The following is a 22932-nucleotide window of genomic DNA, read 5'->3' as shown; positions in this document are numbered from 1 at the left end:
TAGCATATCAGCCTAGCCTTTTCAAGAGATTTCTGGCCTCGCCGAGAATGCCGTCAAACGAGGTATCAGCCAGCTCGGCATAGAGGCGGAAGTCGGGCGTGAACTGGTATTTTTTCGGCTGTTGCCGGATCAGGGCGATGATGGTATCGGGTGGAACGGGGGTCTTCTGATGGAAAGAGAGGACAAGCCGTTTACCATCGAACTCGATCTCCTTGACCAGCATGGCTTTCAGGGTGACGCGCAGCCGCATCACTTCCAGGAGATAGGTAGCCGCCAGCGGCAACTTGCCGAAGCGGTCGACCAGCTCCGCCATGATTTCCCCGATATCTTCCTCCGATGTCGCCTGGGAAAGCTTTTTGTAGATAATGAGCCGCTGGTTCGGTTCGCGGACATAATCCTCCGGGACAAACGCCGGGATGCGCAGCTTGATCTCCGGCTCGACCCGCTCGGCCAGTTCCTCGCCCTTCAGCTGCCTGATCGCCTCTTCAAGAAGTTCCGTATAGAGTTCAAAACCTACCGCGGCGATATCCCCGGACTGCCGCGCCCCGAGAAGATCACCGGCGCCCCGGATCTCCAGGTCGTGGGTGGCGATGCGAAAGCCGGCGCCCAGTTCGGTAAGCTCCTGGATGATCTTGAGCCTCTCCCGCGCATCGGCCGAGATGGCCCCTTCGCCTGGGATGAGCAGATAGGCGTAGGCGCGCTGCTTGGAGCGTCCCACCCGGCCGCGCAACTGGTAGAGCTGGGACAGACCGAAAGTATCGGCCCGGCTGACGATCAGAGTGTTGGCAGTCGGGATGTCGAGCCCCGACTCGATGATGGTGGTGCAGAGGAGCAAGTTGGTTTCGCCATGCATAAAGCCGAGCATCACCCGTTCCAGCTCCTTTTCGTCCATCTGGCCGTGCCCCACGGCAATGCGCGCCTCGGGGACGATCTGCTGCAAATGCTCCGCCATGGCACCGATGGTCTGCACCCGGTTATGGACGAAGAACACCTGCCCGCCCCGGCGCAACTCCCGCAGCACTGCCTCGCGGATCAGCTCATCGGAAGAGCGCGCCACGAAGGTCTTGATAGCGAGACGATCGACCGGCGGGGTATCGATGATGGAGAGGTCGCGGATCCCCATCAGCGACATGTACAGGGTACGCGGGATCGGGGTGGCGGTGAGCGTCATGATGTCCACCACAGCCCGGAATTGCTTCAGCCGTTCCTTGTGCGACACGCCGAAGCGCTGCTCTTCGTCGATGATGAGAAGGCCCAGGTCCTTGAAGACCACATCCTTCTGCAACAGGCGATGGGTGCCGATGATGATGTCGACCTCCCCCTTTTTTACCCCTTCGAGGATCGCCTTCTGTTCCTTGGCCGAGCGGAAACGGGAGAGCATCTCCACCTTGACCGGATACGCCTTGAAACGCTCGGCAAAGGTCTCCATGTGCTGCTGGGCAAGAATCGTCGTCGGGACCAGAAGCGCCACCTGCTTGCCGTCCATCACCGCCTTGAAGGCGCCGCGCATGGCCACTTCGGTCTTGCCGTACCCCACATCGCCGCAGACGAGGCGATCCATCGGCCTCTTGCTCTCCATATCGTGCAGCACGTCTTCGATCGCCGCCTGCTGGTCCGGTGTCTCCTCGAAGGCAAAGGATGCCTCGAATTCCTGGTAGAGTTCGTCCTGGGGAGAGAAGGCATGCCCTTCCTCCACCTGCCGCGCAGCGTAAATCTTCAGCAGTTCCCCCGCCATCTCCTGAATGGCGGCCCGGGCCCGGGCCTTGGTCTTCTCCCAGCCGGCGCCTCCCAGCTTGTCCACATGGGGCTCGACCCCTTCGGCACCCACATAGCGCTGAACAAGGTTGATCCGATCGACGGGCAGGTAGAGCTTGTCCGCACCGGCGTATTCCAGGAGGAGAAAATCCCCCTCCATCCGATCGAAGGTCAGATGCTGCAGACCGCGGTAAATGCCGACGCCGAAGTCGATATGCACCATGTAGTCGCCAGGCTTCAGTTCGGCGAGGGAGGTGAGCAGCTGTTTTTTCCGGGCCTCGGAAAGGCCGCGTCGCTTGACCCTGACGCCAAAGATCTCTTCCTCGGCAATGACAACCAACCCCTCTTCCGGGAGGCGGAAACCGCGGGAAATGTCTCCCACAAGAATATCGAGCCGGTTGTCTTTACGCCCCAGCTCCGCCGGAAACTCGCGCTCGGAGATGTTGAGAGGGAGATCGTAATGGGAAAGGATTTCATAGAGCCGTTGGGCCTGACCACGCTGGTGACAGGCCATGAGCACCTGGTTCTTCGCCGCAAGCCAGGAGAGGACCTTTTCCACCAGGGGTTTCAGCACCCCCTCGCCATCGCTGGAGACCTCAAGTTTGAGATCGCTGTTATCCTGCACCGCAAGGCGGAAGGTTTCTCCGATCTCGCCGGTGCCGCGCACCTCCAGAAAAGGAATCGCCAGTCGACGACCCTCTGAAAGAATCTTCGTTATGCTATCTGCATCGAGAAACAATTCTGCTGTTTCGCAGCTGATGACGTCCCGCTCGAATGCCCTCTGCTCTGCAGCAGACAGCTCTTCGATGAAGCGCTCCCGGGCAGCGGCCATGGCTGCGGGGTCATAGATCACCTTGACCAGCTCTTTGCCGGCGTAATCGAAAAGGGTCTCAAGTCCTGGATGGAACAGGGGCTGGAGGTATTCCACCCCCGGCGGGTATATGGCGTTCTGCAGCTGCTCCAGCAGGTCCCGACGGCGGGTCGCCGGAATCTCAATAGCATCGCAGCGTTTTTTCAGGCGCGGGGGGAACTCCTTCAAGACCTCCTCAGAGATCACCACCTCCCGCGAAGGGAGGAGAACCAGCTCTTCCAATGGCTGAAGGGAGCGTTGCGTGGCAGGGTCGAAGGTGCGGATGGTATCGACAAAATCGCCGAAGAACTCGATTCTGACCGGCGCCGGCAGGTCAGGGGGAAAGATGTCGAGGATGCCGCCGCGAATGGAAAAGCCGCCCCGATCCTCCACCAGTGGTACGTGCGAATAACCGAGCTTCACCAGCTTTTCCAGCAGTTTCTCCCGCGCCACCTCTTCACCGGCAACGATGTACTGGGAAATCTCCCCAAGGGTCTTGCGCGGCAGGAGCTTTTGCATCACGGCCGGCAGTGATGTCACCACCGCGTCCGCCCTGCCGTCCATCAGCCGGAACAACACATTCAGCCGCTGGCCGGTAATGTCCGCATGGGGAGATGCGCTTTCAAAAGGTGCGGTGTCCCATGGTGGGAAATACAGGACGGCGTCTTCCCGGCCGCTGTAAAAGCGCAATTCGCGGCACAGTTCTTCGGCGCTTTCTGCATCTGACGTGATGATAAGAAAGTTCTTTTTCACCCCGACCAGTAATCGCGACAGGACATAGGCCGGTGCTGAGCCCTTGAGGCCGGCAATGGAGATAGAGGCCTCGGCAGTGGAAAGGGCAGAGACAAGCTGGTTTATATTAGGAGTAAGGATAGCGGTCATCTCTATTTTTTGGGTTTTTCGACTGCGACATTAAATATGAAAGCAGCCAAAAGCATAACAAAAAACAATGCGTTAATCCACCATTATGCAATCCGCTTTCGATCATCAGCCTGCACGCTTCTCACGTTTTCCGTTTTGCTTCCGACAACGCCGGCAACGCTTCTAACGCGGTTTTTGTCCTTTCCTTATTCCGAGGCCGGGCTTTCGCAATGGCAACCGGTCTTTCGTAATAATTTTCAGTAACTTCCGGTTAGGTTTTTGCACGACGTTTCTTACGTTTCAACTGTCTAATTTTGTTTGAGTTACCTTGTATTCTTGTGCGACGGCTCTGCTGTTCGGCTGCTGCTTCATTTGCAATCTGATTGCGTAATTCTCGTACCCTGCTAATGCTGACTGGCTCCTGGTGCTGCTCACGGCAATAGATGGCTAGCAGCAGATAGGTGATGAGACCACCAAGTATTTGAACCATGAGACCATATTCGCTTCTGGCAATCAGGTGATACACCTTTAGGTGGCGTTTCCACCAACCGAAGAAGGTCTCTATGTTCCAGCGCAGTTTATAAACCTGGGCCACTTCTTCAGCCGTCAGGTCGTATCTGTTGGTTGCTACCCAGTAGTCCTTGCCGTCAATACGGTAACCAACAAGGCGCAGCTCTTTCTCAGTCTGGTTTATACCTTTGGTGCCGAGAAGTACTATCTGGTCATAGAAGACAATACTGTCAGGATTTACGGCATTCTCTCTGATGACGGTTTTGTGTGTATTCTCCCTGATACGGCAGACAAAAAACTTCTCGGCGGCCTGCCACTGGTCAAAGTGATTATGAGACTGATACCCACGATCCATGACACCGGTTTCGCCTTTGTCGATGATCTTATCAACAAAGGGGCGCTCACCCTCTTTACCGTCGGTCAGGAATATCTTCCTTGGAATACCACGGTTGATATCGAAGCCGATATGGGCCTTGGCCTTCTTAGAGCCGCTTCGGTAATCTGCCCATTCCATAGATAGAACAGCATCTATCAAAGAACCGTCTATGGATACCAGATTGCCAAGGTGAGCATATTCATCGGGAAGCACTCTGCCTGCTTGCTTGACAAGATGCCCGAATACCTCGGAAAGCTGTTCAAGACCACGGTTGTTGATTGCCTCAAAGAAAGAGCTCTTTTTGATTCCCTTGGGGGGAGCAACACATTCCTTGGCGAAGTCATCCTGATCCAGCGCCTGGAGAAGTTCGCTCCCGGAAGAGAACTCTTCCAAGTGATAAAAGATCAGGGCTTTTAGCTGATCATCGAAAGTCATTTGCAACGGGCGATACCCCCTGGATTCAAGTTCATTATCTGACTTGAATCTCTCAAAAATCGGGGTAAGAAGCAATTTGAAAGCGCGTGATTTTCGTCTTTGTTTCAGTCGTTTGAACGGTCGCATATCGTAACTCCTGTAATATTGGATAGTTACGAGTGCGGACCACCGTTTTTTTACTCAAAGTCAAGCAAATAATGCGGTATAACGCTGATTTTACAACTTTTTTACATTCTCAAAGAACCTTGCAAAGACCAAACCGGACAATGCTGAATAATTTTAAAGAAAAAGTCGATAAGGCCGAAAAGAAGATTAATCCGGGTGGAGAACGGGTAACTGATAAGGTTGTACCTCTGGAAAACGTCATTAACACTAAAGCCCGGCTGGGGAAGGACGAGAAGAGATAACTAATGGCTGATGACAACAACGTATATGCAACCGTTTTGACTTATTTTACGAGTGAGTTCTCTGCTATCAACGATAGATTAAAAAGAGGTCAGTTTGACAATTTCAAGGAACGTGTAGTTGTAAGTCAGAAAATTACCGATGCCATAAATCTTCTATCCCCCTATGTTAGAAGTGACGCGCAGACCCGTCTTCTGGTCAGGAATGGCGAATCATTAAAAAAGGACCTCCTGTCGGTGAGGGATGTCATCACCAATCAGACCCCTTCCCGCCAGGAGCAGCCGGCGCTTCTGAAAGCACTCATGATAAAGAACGGCAAATCCTGCCCTTAACCCCGTTGACAAATAAGTTCAAAGCGTATATGAAGGGACTTTCTTTCGTTCAGCTTTCGGATTATACGAGAAAACGTTCCCTTTCCCTATGCAAAAACTGGAACTTAAATACAAGCCGGTTCTTGCCCCCCAAGTTGTCGCGGAAAGGCTCTCCAACCTGCTGCCCCCCGGGCCAATCGTCGACAGCAGCCTGGAAAGGCTGATTTTCCGTCTTGAGCACGAGTTCTCCCGCTATGCAGCCACCTACCCCCACGGTTTATGGGCGCCCGGACTGGCCGTCACCAATGAAATGCGGGGGATGACCGAATGCCATCTGCCTTTGGCAGAGATTCGGCAGCTCTTTAATCGGTTCTTTGCCCACGCACTCACCTTCACTCCCTTCCTCGATGCATCCATCATCCATACCTCAGTCAGTTGGCTCGACGCCCTGCAAAGCCTGCAATCATTGGTCGGTCAGGCAAATCCGGCGCTATTATTACGGAGGTTGATGGCGGACGAGGAAGAACGCCGCCGGTTTCTGTTCTTCAATTTCCTCCCCAGACAGTACGGTGGAGGTTTCGGCCGTTATACCGCACAAACTGCATTTTTAAGAAGTTGGCTACGGGAAAACAAGGAACGGTTTAACAAAGGCCTGCACTGTCTCGATGCGGCCTGCGGCTGCGGAGAGGGGACTTACGAGCTTGCTCTGCTCCTTTTGGAATGCGGTTTCCGTGTTGAATCCTTTGAGGTACACGGCTCCACCCTTGAACCGCTCGAACTTTTCGCGGCTGCCCACGGCTACTTTCCCCACGAGCCGCTTCGCCAGGTTTCCTATCGCAATAACATTCAGCCGCTTTTCCAATGCGGTGCAGCAGATCGGATGCATTTCCGCCAGGAAGATATTGCCGGGACATCGGCAGCAGAACGATACGACGTCGTTCTCTGCAACGGCATTTTGGGCGGACCGTTTGTCCATGAGAGAAATGCATTGGAGCTGTCGATTGCCTGTCTGGCAAAAAGGGTGAAGCCGGGGGGGATACTGCTGGCCGCCGATCGGTTTCACGACGGCTGGAAGAAAATAGCGCCTGCTGCTCTGCTGGAGGGAATCCTAGCCGGAAACGGTTTCAGACTACTCAGTATAAAGGAAGGTGTGGCAGGGATTAAAACTGAAAGAGCACCCCTCCCCAGGAGAGTCCGCCGCCGAAGCCCATTATCAGGACCAGATCGCCCGGCTTGATGGTGCCGTTAGTCACGTTCTCATCGAGAGCAAGCCCGACGGAAGCTGCGGCAGTGTTGCCGTACCGGTCCAGATTGAGAAGAAATTTTTCCTTGTCGATGCCGGTCTTCTTAGAGATAAAATCGATGATACGGACATTGGCCTGATGGGGAATGATGTGGTCGAGCTGATCCGGCCTGATACCTGCCTTGGCAGTGACGTCCTCGATGATCTGCGGAATCACGTCGGTAGCAAAAACAAAAACGCTCTTGCCCGCCATCTTGAAGGTATTTTCCCGCAAAGCGATGGTCTCGGCAGTGATCGGCTTTCTCGATCCCGATGACGGGACCTGGATGAGTTCCCACCCTTTGCCGTCACTCTTGACCTGACTCTGCAATATGCCCTTTTTTTCGGTTGAAGAGCCGAGGATCAACGCCCCGGCACCGTCGCCGAAGAGGGGGCAGGTTGTCTTGTCCTGGAAATCGAGGATCTTTGAATAGGTGTCGGCCCCGATAACCAGAACCTTTCCGTATTTGCCGGATTTTATGAAGTTATCAGCCGTTTCCACGGCATAGATGAAGCTGCTGCAGACGGCGTTCATGTCGAAGGCAAAGGCGTTCGCCGCACCAATATTTTTCTGCACCATGCAGGCCGTCGCCGGCAGGATCATGTCGGGAGTCGATGTGGCTACGATGATGCAGTCCAGGTCGAGCGGGTCGATCCCCCCCTTCGCAAGGGCATCTTTAGCAGCTGCCGTCGCCAGGTCGGAGGTCGATTCATCGGCAGAAACAAAGCGACGTTCGCGGATTCCAGTCCGGGAAAGGATCCAGGTATCGGCATCCTCCACGAGATTGTTAAAGTAATCGTTGGTGACGACTCTCTCAGGAACGCTTCCACCGGTGGCCAGAACATGTGAGTAAAACATTATCTCTTCCCTCTATTTTCCTACCCGAACAAAGCATGGCATTTTGAGTATCTTTTCAGAACAATCGATACTTTATCTCACACCATAAAGCCGTTTGTCAAATCAATATTAACGCCCAAAAGGCCGGCCTGGCAGCGAGCAAGCCGGTTGCGGCCCCGCTTCCCTACCGCTTGCAGGAACCGTCGTTTAAGAGCGCATCAACGACCCCATAGAGCCACAAACCGAAAAAAGCTGCCAGAAGCCAGCGTGCAGCCGGGGTATCATTTCTCATGGTTTCCAGCACCTTTTCTACACCGCTGATGCCGGAAAATTTCGCCGACAGCATGATTTTCCCCATGCCCTGCATGGCGAGAAAGAGCGCTCCCAGCAGGAACACATTCACCAGGAGGATCATTACCCCCCCTTTGACCTTGCTCCCCCTGTACAACTGGCCGAGGCCGGGAAGGACCAGTGCAGAAAGCAGCGCCGCCTTAATATTTACCTTCATCATCAGCTCCTGTCTGAAATTTATTGTCGAAGTTGCCTAATTTTGTTAATAATAATCGCATATGGTATCAAAACTGATCATGAAAAGATATGAAGCGCTTGCGCCCCTGCTGAAGGACCCCTGTGAAGAGGTGCGTCTTGCGGCGTCGCATGCACTTGAGTGCCTGGAAGGACTGGGCAGCCTTGATGAAATACTGGACGTCCTGAAAAAAGGGCGCCTCGCCGCTAAGATCGCGGCAATCTACGCCCTTGGGGAAATAGGCGGTGAGAAAGTACTTTCCCCCCTCATTTATTGTATTTCCCGCCCCGAGGAGGACATTAAGTCTGCGGCCATCGAAGTGCTGGGGAATCTGGCCCACCCAACCGCACTCACACCATTGATCGGCAAACTCCAGGAAACCAACCCTGCTGTCAGAGCCAAAACGATTGCGGCGCTGGCAAATTTCAAAGATCCTTCCCTGGTAAAGCTTCTACTCCCCTACCTCGATGAAAACGACGGGCTCCTCGATGCCGAAGCCGCGCTGGCCCTTGGCAAGATAGGCGATTGCCGCCTTGAAGACCGCCTTATAAAACTGGTGCACTCTCCCCACCCAAGGACCAGAGAGGCTGCCGCCCTGGCGCTCGGACAACTGTCGCTCAATCAAAAGCTGCCCTGAAGCACATCAGGAATTAAGGTAGCTGGCCACATCGATATTTTTCAGAGAAGGGTCAACAACGTCTACAATGCTGGCGTAACAACTACCACCCTGAAGCTCCAGTCCCTGCACACGCGGGTCTCCAAGCCTCCTTCCAGCAGCATCCAGCACCACTTTCACGATCGGCGCGTCGCTATTCTCCCGGTTCGGCCTGAATACCACGGCAATTTCGTTGTTGTCGAGCCTGACGAGGGTACCTACGGGATAGTTTCCCATCATCTCCACAAATTTGTCAACCAGATTACCATTAAGATAGCTTCCCGAAAGCTTGCGGATTTCATCCAGTGCCGCCTTGGGATTGAGAGGCCTCCGGTAGACACGGAGCGTTGTCACGGCATCATAACAATCCGCAACCGCGACGATTTCACTCATCGGGCTTAAGGGCATTTCCCTTGCCCATTCCGGATACCCCTGCCGGTTAAATCCCAGGTGGTGACCCAGCACGGCCTGGGCAACCTGTGGGCTTATTCCCGTCATTTTATTGATAATGTCGGTACCGGATTCGGTGTGCTTTTTCATCTCTTCAAATTCAGTGGCAGAAAGCTTGCCGGGTTTATTGAGAATGCTCTTGTCCACCCGGGTTTTACCTATGTCGTGGAGGAACCCGGCCATCCCGACACCCTCAATTTCTTTTCCTTCGTGGCCGAGGAAAGCACCAAGGGCCATTGAAATCACCCCCACATTGACACTGTGGTTGAAGGTGTAGTTGTCGTAATCCTTTATCATGGAAAGCGACATGAGAATCGCCGGGTCCCGAATGGCCATGGCGGCCATATTTTGCACCACCGCGACAATCTTTTCGCTGCTCGGTATTCTCCCGCTCTCAATGTCCTTGAATACATCGCGTATCGCTGCCAGCGCCTGGCTGTAGGTTTGCAGCGCGCCGCTCTCCCGGTCCCCCTCCTCCGTTTTCTCCGACCCTTCGTCTGCCACGATCTTCAGACTGATGCCGGTTACACCCTGTTCAACCATTTCTTTCTCTATCTGCGCGGCATTGAGGTTGTTTCTGCCCAACAAGGAAACAAAGAGAGTCAGGTCATGGAGCTTTACCCCACGTCTGATGATTATCCCGCTGAATTCCTTTTCCATCAACCGGCCGGCCAGTTCTTCAATGCTGGTGGTTGGTGTGAAGAACAGGTGGTCCTCAATGAAGAACACCCCGTCAATCACCCCCAGCCTGATTTCAGGCTGGGACCGCAGAACTTTTTCCGCGGCATCCATGATTTCCTGAAGCGGTTGCATGATGGCGGGATGCCTGGCGGGGTAAAAAGTCATCCCTTTCATGGCGCCGGACAGAAGCGTTACCAGTCGCTGTGCGGTTTGCAGGCTTATTTCACTCATTCAATCCCTTCCGCCACCCTTTCAATATTATCCACCGCTTCGCTGCATGCCCTACCAAGACGTCCGCCACGGGATGCGTTTGACTTCAATACCGGCAGAGCCGCTTCATCACCCAATTGTCCCAAGGCTGTCGCAGCCACAACCTTCAAATCGTCCCATCTGTTCCAGGGCAACCAGCAATGCGCCTCAAGCACCGTCAAAAGATGCGGTGTCGCACGCTTATCGCCTATCCGGCCAAGGGCCTGGATGGCATCTTTTTTCATGGCAAGGCGCTTCGTGAAGATGTCCCGTTTCTTCGTAATACTTATCAGCGACAGAATCGCCGTCGTACTTTTAAGAATGCCCAATGACATGATGGCATGCCGGACTATAGACTCATCATCATCGTCCAGCAAGTCGATAAGGATGGATTCGGCATCTTTACCGCCAGTTTTTACAAGAGCCCGGATGGCTTCCTTCCTCACCCGCGGGTCTTCATGATTGACAGCCGGTCGCAACGCATACACCGAATTCCTGCACCCTATTTCGCCAATAATGGCAACCATGTTGCGAACTACGTACCAGCGTTCGTCTTTCAGCATGGCCAGGAGCGGAGGGACTGCCGGCGGACCGATCCGCAACAGCGCAGCCGCTAAAGACTTTCGCGCAAGTAGCCCATCCGTTAGACAGAGCCTCTGAATGATCCCGTATGCTACCTTTGCGCCCAACCGCCCGAGCACAGCATAAATTCTTTCCTTTTCTATGGAACTCATGATTTCAAGCTGCTGGAGAAGAAAATCCGTCATTATCCCGTCGGCTATCTGTTCCAAGGTAAATACAGCGTATTCCTTCTTTACGGCACTCCTGCCGCCATCGTCGCTATGCCGCATGAGCGCCTCTATAACCGGCAGCAGAGGCCCGCAAATCGCCCTTTCCTTGAGTTTTTCCGCCTGAACAACGAGCAACCTGGCTAGTTGCTGGTAACGATTATCGTTCGGCTCGTCATCCATACGGGCAATCAGATCTTCCAACGCCAACTCGGCTTCTTCAGTCGGGAGACAATCCGACGGATAGCCGGATTCCTCTATTGCATCGGTTCCGGCCTGAAGCTCGGCGTCCCCCTTGCCGGCATCCTCATCTGCACCGGCCAGAGCAACAACGCCTTCATCCATTGACTGCCGTTTTTCCCATATCACCGAGAGATCGAGTTCGTTTGCCCAGATGGTCCTGATACCTTGCGTTATCATCTCCTGAGCCATACCGCCGGAAGAAGCCAGTTTTTGCGGATCCAATGCCAATAGCTGGAGAAAGGAGCGAAGGTCTTTAAGGGTAAGGTCATTGAGCAACGTAAGCCGTTGAATCCTGCGAACGAATAATTCTCCGGCCAGTGCCCTGACCATCTGATTACTGTCAACAAACGCGTCGCCATCGATGGACGAAAAACCGGAACGGGTAATGACGAGCAGCAGTTCCTTCTCAGCGAGGAGAGACTGAAGGGATTTATGGGCTGTCCGGAGAATTTCTTCTCGCAGGGGATGGTCGTGGGGATAAAATCCGATGGCCTTCAAGGCCTTGTAGAGGTCAGCAAGAACAGCGCTTCCACGTGCCGGTTCGCTGTTGGGCCGAACCAGTTTTAGTATCGTATCTTTTCCAGCGCTCATATCAAAGCCTTTACAAAATAGATTCAAGCGGATTTTATCGTAATGTTAAAATCATTGTCAAACTTATTACTGTTGCAGATTGCTGTCCAGTCCGTTTATTGACACGACATGAGAAAGGAGCTACTATCCGCTAATTCGAGCAAACAGAGTGGTCGGGAAATTGAAGACAAAAACAGTGTACGCGTGCCAGAAATGCGGTTATCAGTCCGCCAAGTGGCTGGGCCGATGCCCTGATTGCAACTCATGGAATACGCTGGAGGAAGAACTCCAACTCAAAACCGGTTTGCAATCAGGGGTATCAAGCCCGGATTTGCCACCACTACCCATATCCCAGGTCGGCGGCGAGGCGGAGATGCGTCTCCCCACGGGCATTTCCGAATTTGACCGCGTGCTGGGTGGCGGTTTGGTTGCAGGGTCACTGGTGTTGATCGGCGGTGACCCCGGTATCGGCAAATCGACCCTTCTTTTGCAGGCAACAGACCACTTCGCAAAGGCATCGGGGAGCGTTCTCTATGTCTCCGGCGAGGAATCCGCCCGCCAGATAAAGCTCCGCGGCGCCAGGATGGGGGTAAATGCCTCGGACCTCTTTATCCTGGCAGAAACCTCACTGGAAAAAATCCTTACCCATGCACAACGCATGCAGCCCAAGGCCTTGGTCGTCGATTCGATTCAAACCGTCTTTACCTCGGCACTGGAGTCGGCGCCGGGAAGTGTCAGCCAGGTCCGTGAAACTGCCGGCAGACTGATGATGCTGGCTAAAGGCAGCGGCATTCCGGTTTTCCTCGTCGGCCATGTCACCAAAGACGGCTCCATTGCCGGTCCGCGCGTTCTTGAACATCTGGTCGACACCGTGCTCTATTTCGAAGGAGACAGCGGCCACCCTTTCAGAATACTGAGAGCGGTCAAGAACCGCTTTGGTTCAACCAATGAGATCGGCGTTTTTGAAATGAAGGAGGGGGGATTATTCGAAGTCAAAAATCCTTCCGAACTCTTCCTCTCCGAGCGCCCCCTGGGGGTTTCGGGTTCGGTAGTAGTTGCAACCCTGGAGGGTAGCCGTCCCCTTCTCGTTGAGCTGCAAGCGCTCGTAACCGCTTCATCTCTTGGTGTTCCCCGGCGTACGACCATCGGCGTGGATCACAATCGTCTTTCTCTGCTCGTTGCCGTGCTTGAGAAAAAAGTCGGGTTAACTTTATCGGGACAGGATATATTCCTGAATGTAGCGGGCGGAGTCAAACTGAACGAACCAGCAGCCGACCTCGGCATGGTAACCGCCGTAGCTTCAAGCCATCTTGATAAAACCGTCGACCAGCACACCCTCCTGCTCGGCGAGGTCGGGCTTGCCGGGGAGGTACGGGGGATTACCCAACCGGAACTCAGGGTAAAGGAAGCCGCAAAACTCGGTTTCAGCCGTTGCATTCTTCCCGCCGGCAATCTCAAACAGGTCAAAGCAAAAGGAATGGAGCTCATCGGGGTCAGATCCGTGGAAGAGACGCTGGAAAAGGCCTTTTGACTATTGCGTTACCAAGATGAAACAGATTTTACTTTACTAAATACGTAAAATCCTTTTTAATATTAAAATGATTTATAAAGGATGGTGAGCTTCATGAATGCTGACAAGTTTGAATATTTCAAAGGGATTCTGTTGGAAGAAATGCGCGTGCTCCGGGAAGAAGCCGGTAAGACCGTGTCGGAAATGACTTCGGACACAACCAATTTTCCCGATCCGAACGACAGGGCAACACAGGAATCGGACCGTAACTTCGAACTTCGCATCAGGGACCGGGAGCGCAAGCTCATCAACAAGATAAAAGAGGCCCTTGAGCGGATAGAGGCCGGCACATTCGGAATTTGCGAGGTCTGCGAAGAAGAAATCAGCGAAGCAAGGCTTAAGGCACGCCCGGTCACAACACTCTGCATAGACTGCAAAATGGAACAGGAACAGAAAGAGAAACTTCGTTAATCAACCAGCGTACCGTCACATTTTCTCTATCCTTGAAGTAACGCCCGCCGGAGTTATTGATGACTGATGGGGACAGATACAACCTCTTGAGTTGCGTGGTGCGGATTGCCAACAGATCCGACAGTCCCTACCCGACAAGGTTGAAATCACTGGTAAAGTTCCTGGCCAAATCGCTTCGGTTACCCTCCGTAACCATTTACTTGCTCGACGAAAAATCCCTCAGCCTCTCCCACAAAGTATCCACTGCCGGCCCCGGCACATTAAGCACATGCATGATCCCCATAGGAATCGGCGGCGCCGGACTGTGCGCAGCATCAAAAAAACAGCTCTACCGTAACCCCGAAAACCTCCATGTCGATGAACCGAGGGCGGGGAATGAATCACGCTTTTTATTCCTGCCGGTACTCGATAAGGATATGGTAACCGGAATAATTGCCCTTGGATTAACACCGGAGAATCCTCTCTCGGAAAAGGACCTCACCTTGCTAGATGATGTCCCAACCGTTGTGGCAGGCATTATTCAGGGCATCTGCCTTTCGTCCGTATCGAACAGGACCGTACGGGATTTGACCGTTCTCAGCGAATTGGGTCAGCTACTCAATCGATTCATCCCACCGGAGGACCTTATTCCTCTGGTCCTTCAGGCGTGCAACAAACTTTCCGTTTCCTGCTGCACGACGGTCAGACTTACCGGAACGAGCGGGCTGCCGGCCGGATTGTTTAAATCCTGCCGGCACAAACTCAGGCCGTATCTGAAGGATCTGCTGCAAATCGAAAAAAGTTGTTCCGAACAGGTTTTAAGCAGCAACATTCCGCACCTGGCCGGCGACGTCGGTTCCGAGGGGAAACTCCCCCCCTCTTACGTCTGTGTACCGCTTCATTTCGAAACGGATACGCTGGGCACCATGACTTTTTTCGGCAAACGTGACGATGACGGCCATTGCAGAACCTTCGACGAGGAGGACCTCGCTCTCTTTGAGAGCATGGCCCTGCTCATTTCCAACGCGCTGGCCGGCGCCGCCAACTTTCAGCAGTTGTCGAGCCTCTCGGCCGAGAACGATAAAAAGATCAAAGAACTATCCCTGCTCTACCGCGTCAGCAACACCATGCTCTCCACCATCAAACTCAACAAGCTGATACACCTGATCCTGTCCGCTCTGACCTCTGGTGCAAACCCCTTTTTTGACCGCGCCATGCTTTTTTTGATAAACGAGCGCTCCTGTGTCATGCAGGGGATGCTGGGGGTAACAAGGGAAACATCCACAGGTCTGATCACCCCGTTTGCCGAGATTGAAGACATATTGGCAAGCCGCTGGGACATATCGGAGAATGACATGGTCCGTCAGCGAGAGTCCGAATTCAGCCGCCATGTCATGGCCAGTCGTCTGGAATTGAACAGGACTTCAAACGTGGCTTCAGCGGCAGTTCTTGAAAAAAGGCTGATTTTTGTTGCCAAAGCTGCCAGGGAAAAGCATGTTGATCGGGACTTTATACGGCGCTTCGGCATCACCTCTTTTGCTGTTGCGCCGCTCATAGCAAGAGAACAGGTCGTAGGCGTGATCGTTGTCGATAACACCATTCAAGGCAACCCCATTACCCAGGAAGATCTTCGTTTCCTCCAGCTTTTTGCCAACCAGGCAGGCATGGCTGTTGAAAATTCCATCCTCTATAACCGGGTCGAAGACACCAACCGTGAGTTGTGCGAAGCGCAGGAACGACTTATCCAGGGTGAGCGGCTGGCTACCATCGGAGAAATGGCGGCAGGCATTGCCCACGAACTGAAGGGGCCGCTCGTCGCAATTGGCGGTTTTGCCAGGCGCTTGGCGAATAAGCTGCCGCCACCTTCCGGTGAACGGGAATGTGCCGATCTGATCGTAAGGGAAGTGCTGAGGCTGGAGAAAATGCTTACCGATATTCTCTCCTTTTCAAAAAAGACCACCATCTGCTACACCCTCTGCAATATAAGCGAAATCATCAATGATGCCCTTGCAGTGGTCCAGCTGTCACTCAAAGAAAGGAACATAAAGATTCACAAAAATTTCCCCAGGAATATCGCCACATTTCTCGGTGATTGTCAGCAATTGAAGCAGGTTTTCATAAATCTCTTCTTGAACGCCGAGGAAGCCATGAAAAACGGAGGGAATTTGAACATAAAGGTCGCGCCCTCTGTTCTTGACGGAAGCAAGGCGATTTCAATAAAAATTGCAGACACCGGCGGTGGAATTCCACTGGAAGTGCTGAACAACATCTTCAACCCCTTCTATACGACCAAAGATACCGGTACCGGCTTGGGACTCCCCATTGCCAACAGAATAATCACCAATCACGGCGGCAAGATCCACATAAACAACAAACCCGGAACAGGCGTAGAATTTACGGTGATTCTTCCTTTACATGCGTGATTTTTTCGCTTTTCAAGCGCCATTATTTCCTGTATATAAACGATTGAAGTAATGAGTTTACTGCCAGAGGGGATGTAGCTCAGTTGGGAGAGCGATGCGTTCGCAACGCATAGGCCGTCGGTTCGATCCCGATCATCTCCACCAATAAAATAAAGGGGTTAGGCACATCGCCTAACCCCTTTAACTTTTTTCGTGACACCTTTTCTTCCGTATCCTGCCAGTCGAAAGCCTGCACGAAGGAAACGCTATCCGCCCGCCTGAATTAAGTTTATCACATATAATTCACTCGCCTGTTTCGCCGAAAAGTGCTATTTTTCGCGTACCCCGATGCCTGAAAAGAGCGACGCCATGACCGACAGGATCGGCAACGTCTTCCGCACCACCTGGATACCGTTCGGAATTTCCCTTCTGATCGCCTGGATCGGCGCGATGGTGATCCATTCCTACTATCCCGAGGTGATGAGGATTTCCGAGCTGATGCGGCTGATATTCCGGTAGGGGCGGACCTGTGTGTCCGCCCTGTTTTATGCCCGCGCCATGGGATCGGGCACACCCATGTGTGCCCCACCGAAATTGATCTTATTCAAAGCCACGAAAAGCGAGGAATCCTGTTATGTATTTGCTTAAGAAAACCTTTTTGCCGCTTGTCCTTGCATCACTCGCATTAACCCTGTCGGCCTGTTCTGGAGTCAATCCGTCATTGACCGCCGAGAGGCCCAGGGATGAAGCCTTCCGCATGGTGCTGAAAAAGGAGATGTCCAGTCTCAACGTGCCGATTGAAGCGTCGTCTGACGAACTCGGTAAGGCCTTGAACCAGACGATCCGCAAGGAGCTTTACAAGGGTTCGACCAAGACCAGGGGGCTGACCGCGGATATAGTACGAAACGGGCCGATTGCCGTAAGCGCCGCCGATAATTACCTCTATTTTACCCTGCCGATTACCATGTCTCTAAGCTACGGCATGTTCGAAACGCCGACCATTCCCCTTAAGCTGAAATTCAAGGCAAACGCCAGGATCACCCCTGACTGGAAACTGAATACGGATATCTATTACCTGGGGCTGAGCGATCTGCTTGCCGAGGATATAGGGATCGGCCCGCTTTCCATAAAACCGCGCAGCATCGTGGAGGGAATTACCCAGCCGCTGCAGAAGGTGCTTTCCGATCTGATCAGCAAGAAGATCAATGACATGTTTCCGCTGAAGACCCGGATTGCCAAAGTCTGGAACGCCGCACAGAAACCTGTTCTGCTGGACAGGAACTACAACGCCTGGCTGAATCTGACTCCGCGGGAGGTCATGCTTTACCCGCTGTACGCCCAGAACAACAGGGTCAAATTGAGTGTGGGGATCAACTCCTTTGCCGAACTGGTGGTAGGCCCGGAACCGGCAGCCAAGCCTCCGGTTCCCCTACCCAATCTGAAGCTGGTAAACACTATCGACAGGAATTTCCGTATCGCCATGAATGCAGATCTTTTCTACAAGGATATTCTCAAGATTGCATCGCCTTTACTTCTCAACAAGGAGTTTAATTCCGACGGGAAAACAATCGTCATAAAAGATCTCGACCTTTATGGCAACGGCGACAAGTTCGTGGTTAAATTGGAGACCAAAGGATCGCTGGACGGGGTATTTTACCTGACGGGCAAGCCTCGCTTCGATCCCCAAACCAATATCTTTTCCGTGGAAGATGTGGACTTCGATATGCAGACCCAGAGCCTCTTATTGCAGTCGGCCGACTGGTTTCTCCACGGCACGATCAAGAGCATGATTCAGGAGAAGCTCAATATGGATCTGACGCAGAGACTGGAACAATCCCGCGAGATGGCCCGGAAAGCGATTGCGCAGGTCCAACTGGCGGATCACGTTCTTCTGAAGGGGAACATCAAAACCCTGAAATTCAGCGATGTGCTGGTGCAGAAGGATAAGATCTCCATCCAGGTTTACACGGAGGGGGAATCGGCCGTTTTTTTCCAGTAAAGTGGGGGTGGACGCTAACGGGAATAAAGGAGATATGAAATTACGTTACAATCGACAGACAAAAAAAGGGTTGCCGCCGGCAACCCTTTTTTTGTTTATATCACTAATGATGCCTAATGGGTTCCACCCGCCAGGAAGGCGAATAGCATCAGGACAACAAGGGTCAGACCGATGATAACGGCCATGAAGCCAAACGTTTTGACTATGAAGTCATAGGCAATGCCGCTGGTATGCTTGGCTCTGAACTGCTCGGTTATGCCGAGTTCTTCATAGCGTTTCCACTGGTCGCCACGCTCTTCTACGAACTCATGCTTGGACATCTGCCCGTTGAAGATGACGAAGTCCATGGGGAACTTCTCCGGCCGGCCGTGGGTATTGAAGAAATGGACGGTGAAGATGAAGCCGGTTGCGAGCAGGGCCTCGTCGGAGTGGACAATGGTTGCCACGTTGAACGCCCAGCCCGGGAGGAAGTAGCCGAAGAACTCAGGGAACCAGAGCATCAGGCCGGAACCGCCGATGGCAAACATACCCCAGAAGACGGCGATGAAGTCGAATTTTTCCCAGTATGTCCAACGTTCGAATGTCGGCTTCGGCCCCCGGAACAGGAACCAACGTACCATGCCGGTAACGTCTTTAATGTCTCTGAAGTTCGGCATCAACGAGTCGGGACCGAACATCCTCTGCAGGAAGTTCCCCCTGATATCCTTCCTGATGAAGAGGAAGTGAATACTCAGGAATATGGCGCCGGAGAAGTAGACAAAGGTGATCCCGGCGCAGATCCTGTGGATCAGACCAGCGTTGGCGGAGCCGCCGTACAGCTGCATGAATAATTTGGCCCAGACCTGGTCGCTGAACTTGAGCGGCAAGCCGGTCAGCGAGAGGCCGAGGAAGCTGATGATGACCAGCAGGTGCAGGAATATATGCCGTCTCTTGAAGCGGCGATACATCTTGTGCCCTTCGGGTACGACATGTTCAACATGCCCTTCCATAATGGCTGCGGCTTTTTCACGGTTCTCCACGAAACCGCGGAACATCCAGAGCAGGGAATGGAGCCAGAAGACGGCAAAGGTGCCGACCAGAAGACCGGTCATGGCAATGAAGGTATAGTAGAGGATCGGGAATTTCTCCCTGTCGGTATGTTCGCCGTGGGCGTAAAACTTGGTAAAGAGAGATGATGCATTTTTGTGGCACACGGAGCAGGTTTTCACCAGGTTCTGCTGGTTGACGCTGGACTTTGGATCCTTGGCAGGGAGGACCTCGTGGGCAGTATGGCAGTCAGCGCACCCTGCAACCTTTTCCGGAAAGCCGAGACGGTAGTTTTTGCCGTGATAGCTCTCCATGTAGGTTTTCACCGCTACGTTGAAGACGCCGTTACGCTGCATCATCTTCTCGTCGCTGTGGCACTTCATGCAAACTTTCGTGTGGAATTCGCGGTTGGAATGGGATTTCGGATCACCCAACGGCTGAATGTCATGCAGATTATGGCAGTCGTTACAGGCGGCTGAATCCTGGTTCCCCGCCCCAACCGCCTTGCCGTGGACAGAAGTGCGGTAAACCGCCTGCTTGTCGTGGCACTGGATACATTTGGCGACGACAATCCGCTTGTCTTTTTTCCAATACGTATGGGTGTGAATGTCGGTGTGACAGTCGGCACATTTTACGTCGTGCTGCACATGTACGCTGTTGTAATGTTCGGCGTTCTCCTTTTTGTGGCAACGCTCGCAGTGAACTTTGCCGACCTTGACTTCACCTTTCATATGCTTGGTAAGGTCCGTAATCTCCACGTGACAACTGGTACAGGCGTTTTTGCCATGGACTGAAGCGGCAAAAGCAGCAGCAGAAATCTTGTTGCTGTGACAGCCGAGGCATGTGGCCGGATCAATGGCCATTCCCTGCTCTGCCGCCGCCGGCCTGACAACGGCCAAAAAGAGCAACAAGGCTGGGAGTACTCTGGTTAAAATCTGAAACATGAAACAACCTCCTGGTATAAAGAAAATAAGCGTTTACAAAACGCAGTATTACAATCGATAAACTAATGTTTACAAGATCGGGGCTAATTACCAGAATTGTCAGTTTTAATAATTAAATCAGCAGGTTTTAGGTGTTCATAATTATAAAACAGTATTTATTTTTTGAACAAAATCAAATGAGTACGCGCAAATAGGAGAAATAGTAATATGGGGAGGGATAAAAAGCAATAAAAATGTATATAAAATGTATACACCATGCTTTATTTATTTTCAGGCTGATACCTATTCAGGTAGGGCTTCGCTGCCGGTGAAATGGATTGAAACTTTTCAGGTTTTGCCGGCGGAAACAACAATGCCTTCTGAGACGGCAAATTCCAGGAATGATGTCGCCTCCTCGCCAGGGAGACCGATTCCTGCACAGATCTCCCTGGCGGAAAGCATCTTGGTTAAACCGATGAGTAATCGATAGTAGGGTTCAATGAGGGATTCCGTGAATACTTCGTCTCCTCGCGGATAGATAACGGCAAATGAACCGCCGGCAACAAAACAGTCGGTAAATTCCCGCAGGTCGATGTCACCCGATGCCAATATATCGTATATTTCATAATTAAACCGTGCGATTCTGGCTGACTGTGATAACACGAGCGGCTCATCGAGCAGATTCATCTGCTCCAGGTCTCGATCAGTGGGTAGTTCCGGCGCCGGCGAAAGAAGGGCAACGGCGTAGTAATAATGATAGTCAACCAGGTCAAGAACCGCGGGCAGCAGTTTGATTTTTTTCTTTTCAGCAAAAATATCCTGCAGGAAATCCCGTTGCATTTGCCAGATCCGGGCATCGGAAAGCTGCTCCTCGGATATTCCCGCCCCCTCCTTCCCCGCCAGCCACAATCGGAACTCGTCAAGAAAAGCCGCGGGTCGCATCTTAAGGGGGGCCAGAACCGAATTGAACCAGACAACCGCCTTTCCCCGGCTGTAAAAAATGTCGCAGGCAGCGGCAAGCCCCTTGGCAACAAGCATCTCCTCTTTTGAAAAAGTCGGCGAGCAAAGCACGGTATAGGGCGGCACATGCAGATAACGGAGGCCGAAATCGCTCGCCCTGCAGAAAAGCCTCGTGCCGGGGAGCACTGCCAAAGGAAAGATGTCCAGATGGTTCGGATAAAGCTGTAGCGCAAAATCGAGGCTGGCGGCAAAACCCTTGAGTGTGTCTCCGGGAAGGCCGTAGATCAGATCAAAGCCAAACACAGCGCCGGCATCATTTAACAGGGCAACTTTATCTAAAAAATCCGCAGGATTGAAGATTCTGCCCACTTTTCGCTGGATAAGCGGGTCCGCACTTTGCAATCCTATCTGGAGCGAGCAGGTTATCTGCGCGAAGAGTCGCGCCAGTTCCTGGTCGATAAATTCGCTTCGCACCTCGAAATGAAAATGGATGTGGGGCGCAATTCTTTTAATCAGCCGCAAGATTTCCTTCGCCCTTTTCATGTCCTGGTTGAAAGTGGAATCGAGGACAACGACCTGGGTAACCCTGCTCCTGGCAAATAGCTTCAGCTCCTCCGCGATCCGCTCAAGGGAGAAACGACGCACACCCGCTCCCCCCTTGTGGTCGAAGCAGAAATCACAGGCAAAATCACACCCTCGCGAAAGCTGCCAGAGAACGCCGCACTGGTCGTTCAGGGCCAATAATCCGCCGAGATAGGGAGAAGGCAGCGTGTCCAACAGCTCCACCGGTTTGCGGGGAATATGCTCAAAGGCACCAGCCGTGTATGAAGCGACGCCCTCGGTACCGACCAGCGAAGTTCCGGCGTTCAGCCGAGCCATCACTTCGCGGAACGTCACTTCCCCTTCCCCGGTGATGACGAAATCCAGGCAAGAGTCGCTGAGTACCCCTGCCGCATCAGCTGTCGCCTCAGGCCCTCCGACAAATATGGCCAGCTCCGGTCTGCGGCTGCGCAAGACTGCTGCTATCTCCAGACAGAGGCTCCTGTTCCAGACATACATGGACAAACCTACCGCATCGGGATTTTCAGTGAGTATGGCGGCCGCGCACTCTTCCGCCGACCAGTCGAGATAAAAATCGACGAGCGAGACCGGGATACCGGCTGAAAGTTCTTCACCGGCATACAGGTATGCCTTGAGGAAGGCGTTGGCCAAAGGGACAGCTTGGGGGGACGGGCGGGTATGTACGGCGGCGAGGACTACACGCAAAGGATTCTCCAGGTTACTGGCAAAAGAGAGAGCGATCTACACTTTCGACGATTTGGGGCGGGCTTTTATCTTTGGCTTGCCTTCTTCGATAACCACCCTGAATTCGACCCTGTCACAGTTGTACTTGGTTGATATGGCCGGTTTTTGCTTGTTGATGGCGGAAGCAATCATCTCGGGGGTGACGTTCTTTATCGGCAGATTGCAGGCTTTGCGTGCTTCTATGTACTGCTGATAGACTATTTCGACGTCCAGGCTGTCGGCCGCTTCCTGGGCAGAATGCTTTGCTGGTCCTTTATCGAGGTGCATCGCCATTTTAAAGCGATCCCGAGAATACTTGCCATCCTCGATGAGCCGGTTGATCCTGCTCCATTTCTGCTTATGGGTACTGAAGGATGCCACGAGTGAATTATACTTGAATTTGAGCATGGTGTTGACGATGTTGACATTCATGTATTTCCGGGCCGACCTTTCAACCTCATCGAGAAGCTTTAAAGGTTCACGTTTTTCCAACCCGAGAAAGTACTGTTCATATTTGGTAATCAGGTCATGCAGGCTTTGCTCAAACAGAGATATGTCTTCAGGTAATCCCATGTGCCCTCCGCCAAAACTAT

General features: G+C 52.8%; 17 protein-coding genes and 1 tRNA gene. 9 read left to right on the top strand and 9 right to left on the bottom strand.

Features of this window, described 5'->3' with window-relative positions; translation table 11 throughout:
- Positions 1–7: 7 nt before the first annotated feature.
- Positions 8–3487, bottom strand: a complete 3480-nt coding sequence (mfd, locus tag GURA_RS00700; protein ID WP_011937085.1) for a transcription-repair coupling factor — start codon at positions 3485–3487, stop codon at positions 8–10.
- A 250-nt stretch (positions 3488–3737) separates the two neighbouring features.
- A complete protein-coding gene (locus GURA_RS00695) occupies positions 3738–4913 on the bottom strand; it encodes an IS4-like element ISGur4 family transposase (protein ID WP_011937084.1) in 1176 nt (391 codons plus the stop codon).
- Between the two features lie 284 nt (positions 4914–5197).
- Between GURA_RS00695 and GURA_RS00690 the strand changes: the two genes are divergently transcribed.
- Positions 5198–5524 (top strand): hypothetical protein, encoded by a 327-nt coding sequence (locus GURA_RS00690; RefSeq protein WP_011937082.1) that lies wholly within the window; start codon positions 5198–5200, stop codon positions 5522–5524.
- Positions 5525–5612: 88 nt separating this feature from the next.
- Positions 5613–6740 (top strand): SAM-dependent methyltransferase, encoded by a 1128-nt coding sequence (locus GURA_RS23140; protein WP_011937081.1) that lies wholly within the window; start codon positions 5613–5615, stop codon positions 6738–6740.
- Here GURA_RS23140 and GURA_RS00680 read toward each other — a convergent pair.
- Together GURA_RS00680 and GURA_RS00675 are read right to left on the bottom strand one after the other, a co-directional pair.
- On the bottom strand, positions 6664–7644 hold the full coding sequence (locus GURA_RS00680; RefSeq protein WP_011937080.1) for a beta-ketoacyl-ACP synthase III: 981 nt from the start codon (positions 7642–7644) through the stop codon (positions 6664–6666). The genes GURA_RS23140 and GURA_RS00680 overlap by 77 nt on opposite strands.
- A 163-nt stretch (positions 7645–7807) precedes the next feature.
- Entirely contained in the window at positions 7808–8131 is a 324-nt protein-coding gene (locus GURA_RS00675) for a hypothetical protein (protein ID WP_011937079.1), read from the bottom strand.
- A 61-nt stretch (positions 8132–8192) separates the two neighbouring features.
- On the opposite strand from GURA_RS00675, the gene GURA_RS00670 reads away from it, so the two are divergent.
- Positions 8193–8786: a HEAT repeat domain-containing protein gene (locus GURA_RS00670; RefSeq protein ID WP_011937078.1), complete on the top strand. Its 594-nt coding sequence runs from the start codon at positions 8193–8195 to the stop codon at positions 8784–8786.
- Positions 8787–8792: 6 nt separating this feature from the next.
- On the opposite strand, the gene GURA_RS00665 is transcribed toward GURA_RS00670, so the two are convergent.
- Positions 8793–10166: an HD-GYP domain-containing protein gene (locus tag GURA_RS00665; RefSeq protein ID WP_011937077.1), complete on the bottom strand. Its 1374-nt coding sequence runs from the start codon at positions 10164–10166 to the stop codon at positions 8793–8795.
- Positions 10163–11806, bottom strand: a complete 1644-nt coding sequence (locus tag GURA_RS00660; RefSeq protein ID WP_011937076.1) for a HEAT repeat domain-containing protein — start codon at positions 11804–11806, stop codon at positions 10163–10165. Before GURA_RS00660 ends, GURA_RS00665 begins: the two co-directional genes overlap by 4 nt.
- A gap of 160 nt (positions 11807–11966) precedes the next feature.
- On the opposite strand from GURA_RS00660, the gene radA reads away from it, so the two are divergent.
- The 6 genes from radA (at position 11967) to GURA_RS00635 (ending at position 18146) form a co-directional block, all read left to right on the top strand.
- On the top strand, positions 11967–13316 hold the full coding sequence (gene radA / locus GURA_RS00655; RefSeq protein ID WP_041245639.1) for a DNA repair protein RadA: 1350 nt from the start codon (positions 11967–11969) through the stop codon (positions 13314–13316).
- Between the two features lie 93 nt (positions 13317–13409).
- Positions 13410–13766: an RNA polymerase-binding protein DksA gene (gene dksA, locus GURA_RS00650; RefSeq protein WP_011937074.1), complete on the top strand. Its 357-nt coding sequence runs from the start codon at positions 13410–13412 to the stop codon at positions 13764–13766.
- 59 nt (positions 13767–13825) lie between these two features.
- Positions 13826–16168, top strand: coding sequence for a GAF domain-containing protein (locus GURA_RS24850; RefSeq protein WP_011937073.1), 2343 nt, complete (start codon positions 13826–13828; stop codon positions 16166–16168).
- Between the two features lie 68 nt (positions 16169–16236).
- Positions 16237–16312: transfer RNA gene (locus GURA_RS00640), tRNA-Ala, on the top strand.
- Between the two features lie 183 nt (positions 16313–16495).
- Positions 16496–16666, top strand: a complete 171-nt coding sequence (locus GURA_RS24020) for a hypothetical protein (RefSeq protein WP_011937072.1) — start codon at positions 16496–16498, stop codon at positions 16664–16666.
- A 115-nt stretch (positions 16667–16781) separates the two neighbouring features.
- Positions 16782–18146 carry a DUF4403 family protein gene (locus GURA_RS00635; RefSeq protein WP_011937071.1) on the top strand — a complete coding sequence of 455 codons (1365 nt, stop codon included), beginning with the start codon at positions 16782–16784 and terminating at the stop codon, positions 18144–18146.
- Between the two features lie 113 nt (positions 18147–18259).
- Here GURA_RS00635 and GURA_RS00630 read toward each other — a convergent pair whose 3' ends face one another.
- From GURA_RS00630 to GURA_RS00620, 3 genes are all read right to left on the bottom strand, one after another.
- A complete protein-coding gene (locus tag GURA_RS00630; RefSeq protein WP_011937070.1) occupies positions 18260–20116 on the bottom strand; it encodes a cytochrome c3 family protein in 1857 nt (618 codons plus the stop codon).
- A gap of 327 nt (positions 20117–20443) precedes the next feature.
- Positions 20444–22321 (bottom strand): B12-binding domain-containing radical SAM protein, encoded by a 1878-nt coding sequence (locus tag GURA_RS00625; RefSeq protein ID WP_011937069.1) that lies wholly within the window; start codon positions 22319–22321, stop codon positions 20444–20446.
- Between the two features lie 36 nt (positions 22322–22357).
- On the bottom strand, positions 22358–22912 hold the full coding sequence (locus GURA_RS00620; RefSeq protein ID WP_011937068.1) for an MXAN_5187 C-terminal domain-containing protein: 555 nt from the start codon (positions 22910–22912) through the stop codon (positions 22358–22360).
- Positions 22913–22932: the final 20 nt, after the last annotated feature.

Origin of the sequence: Geotalea uraniireducens Rf4 (assembly GCF_000016745.1) — a bacterium.
Classification (GTDB): Bacteria; Desulfobacterota; Desulfuromonadia; order Geobacterales; family Geobacteraceae; genus Geotalea; species Geotalea uraniireducens.
This window is presented reverse-complemented; position numbering and strand designations above follow the sequence as displayed.

Coding starts and splice junctions, on each gene's coding strand:
- mfd (WP_011937085.1), bottom strand. CDS start 3,487: ATGACCGCTATCCTTACTCCTAATATAAACCAGCTTGTCTCTGCCCTT.
- GURA_RS00695 (WP_011937084.1), bottom strand. CDS start 4,913: ATGCGACCGTTCAAACGACTGAAACAAAGACGAAAATCACGCGCTTTC.
- GURA_RS00690 (WP_011937082.1), top strand. CDS start 5,198: ATGGCTGATGACAACAACGTATATGCAACCGTTTTGACTTATTTTACG.
- GURA_RS23140 (WP_011937081.1), top strand. CDS start 5,613: ATGCAAAAACTGGAACTTAAATACAAGCCGGTTCTTGCCCCCCAAGTT.
- GURA_RS00680 (WP_011937080.1), bottom strand. CDS start 7,644: ATGTTTTACTCACATGTTCTGGCCACCGGTGGAAGCGTTCCTGAGAGA.
- GURA_RS00675 (WP_011937079.1), bottom strand. CDS start 8,131: ATGAAGGTAAATATTAAGGCGGCGCTGCTTTCTGCACTGGTCCTTCCC.
- GURA_RS00670 (WP_011937078.1), top strand. CDS start 8,193: ATGGTATCAAAACTGATCATGAAAAGATATGAAGCGCTTGCGCCCCTG.
- GURA_RS00665 (WP_011937077.1), bottom strand. CDS start 10,166: ATGAGTGAAATAAGCCTGCAAACCGCACAGCGACTGGTAACGCTTCTG.
- GURA_RS00660 (WP_011937076.1), bottom strand. CDS start 11,806: ATGAGCGCTGGAAAAGATACGATACTAAAACTGGTTCGGCCCAACAGC.
- dksA (WP_011937074.1), top strand. CDS start 13,410: ATGAATGCTGACAAGTTTGAATATTTCAAAGGGATTCTGTTGGAAGAA.
- GURA_RS24850 (WP_011937073.1), top strand. CDS start 13,826: ATGACTGATGGGGACAGATACAACCTCTTGAGTTGCGTGGTGCGGATT.
- GURA_RS24020 (WP_011937072.1), top strand. CDS start 16,496: ATGCCTGAAAAGAGCGACGCCATGACCGACAGGATCGGCAACGTCTTC.
- GURA_RS00635 (WP_011937071.1), top strand. CDS start 16,782: ATGTATTTGCTTAAGAAAACCTTTTTGCCGCTTGTCCTTGCATCACTC.
- GURA_RS00630 (WP_011937070.1), bottom strand. CDS start 20,116: ATGTTTCAGATTTTAACCAGAGTACTCCCAGCCTTGTTGCTCTTTTTG.
- GURA_RS00620 (WP_011937068.1), bottom strand. CDS start 22,912: ATGGGATTACCTGAAGACATATCTCTGTTTGAGCAAAGCCTGCATGAC.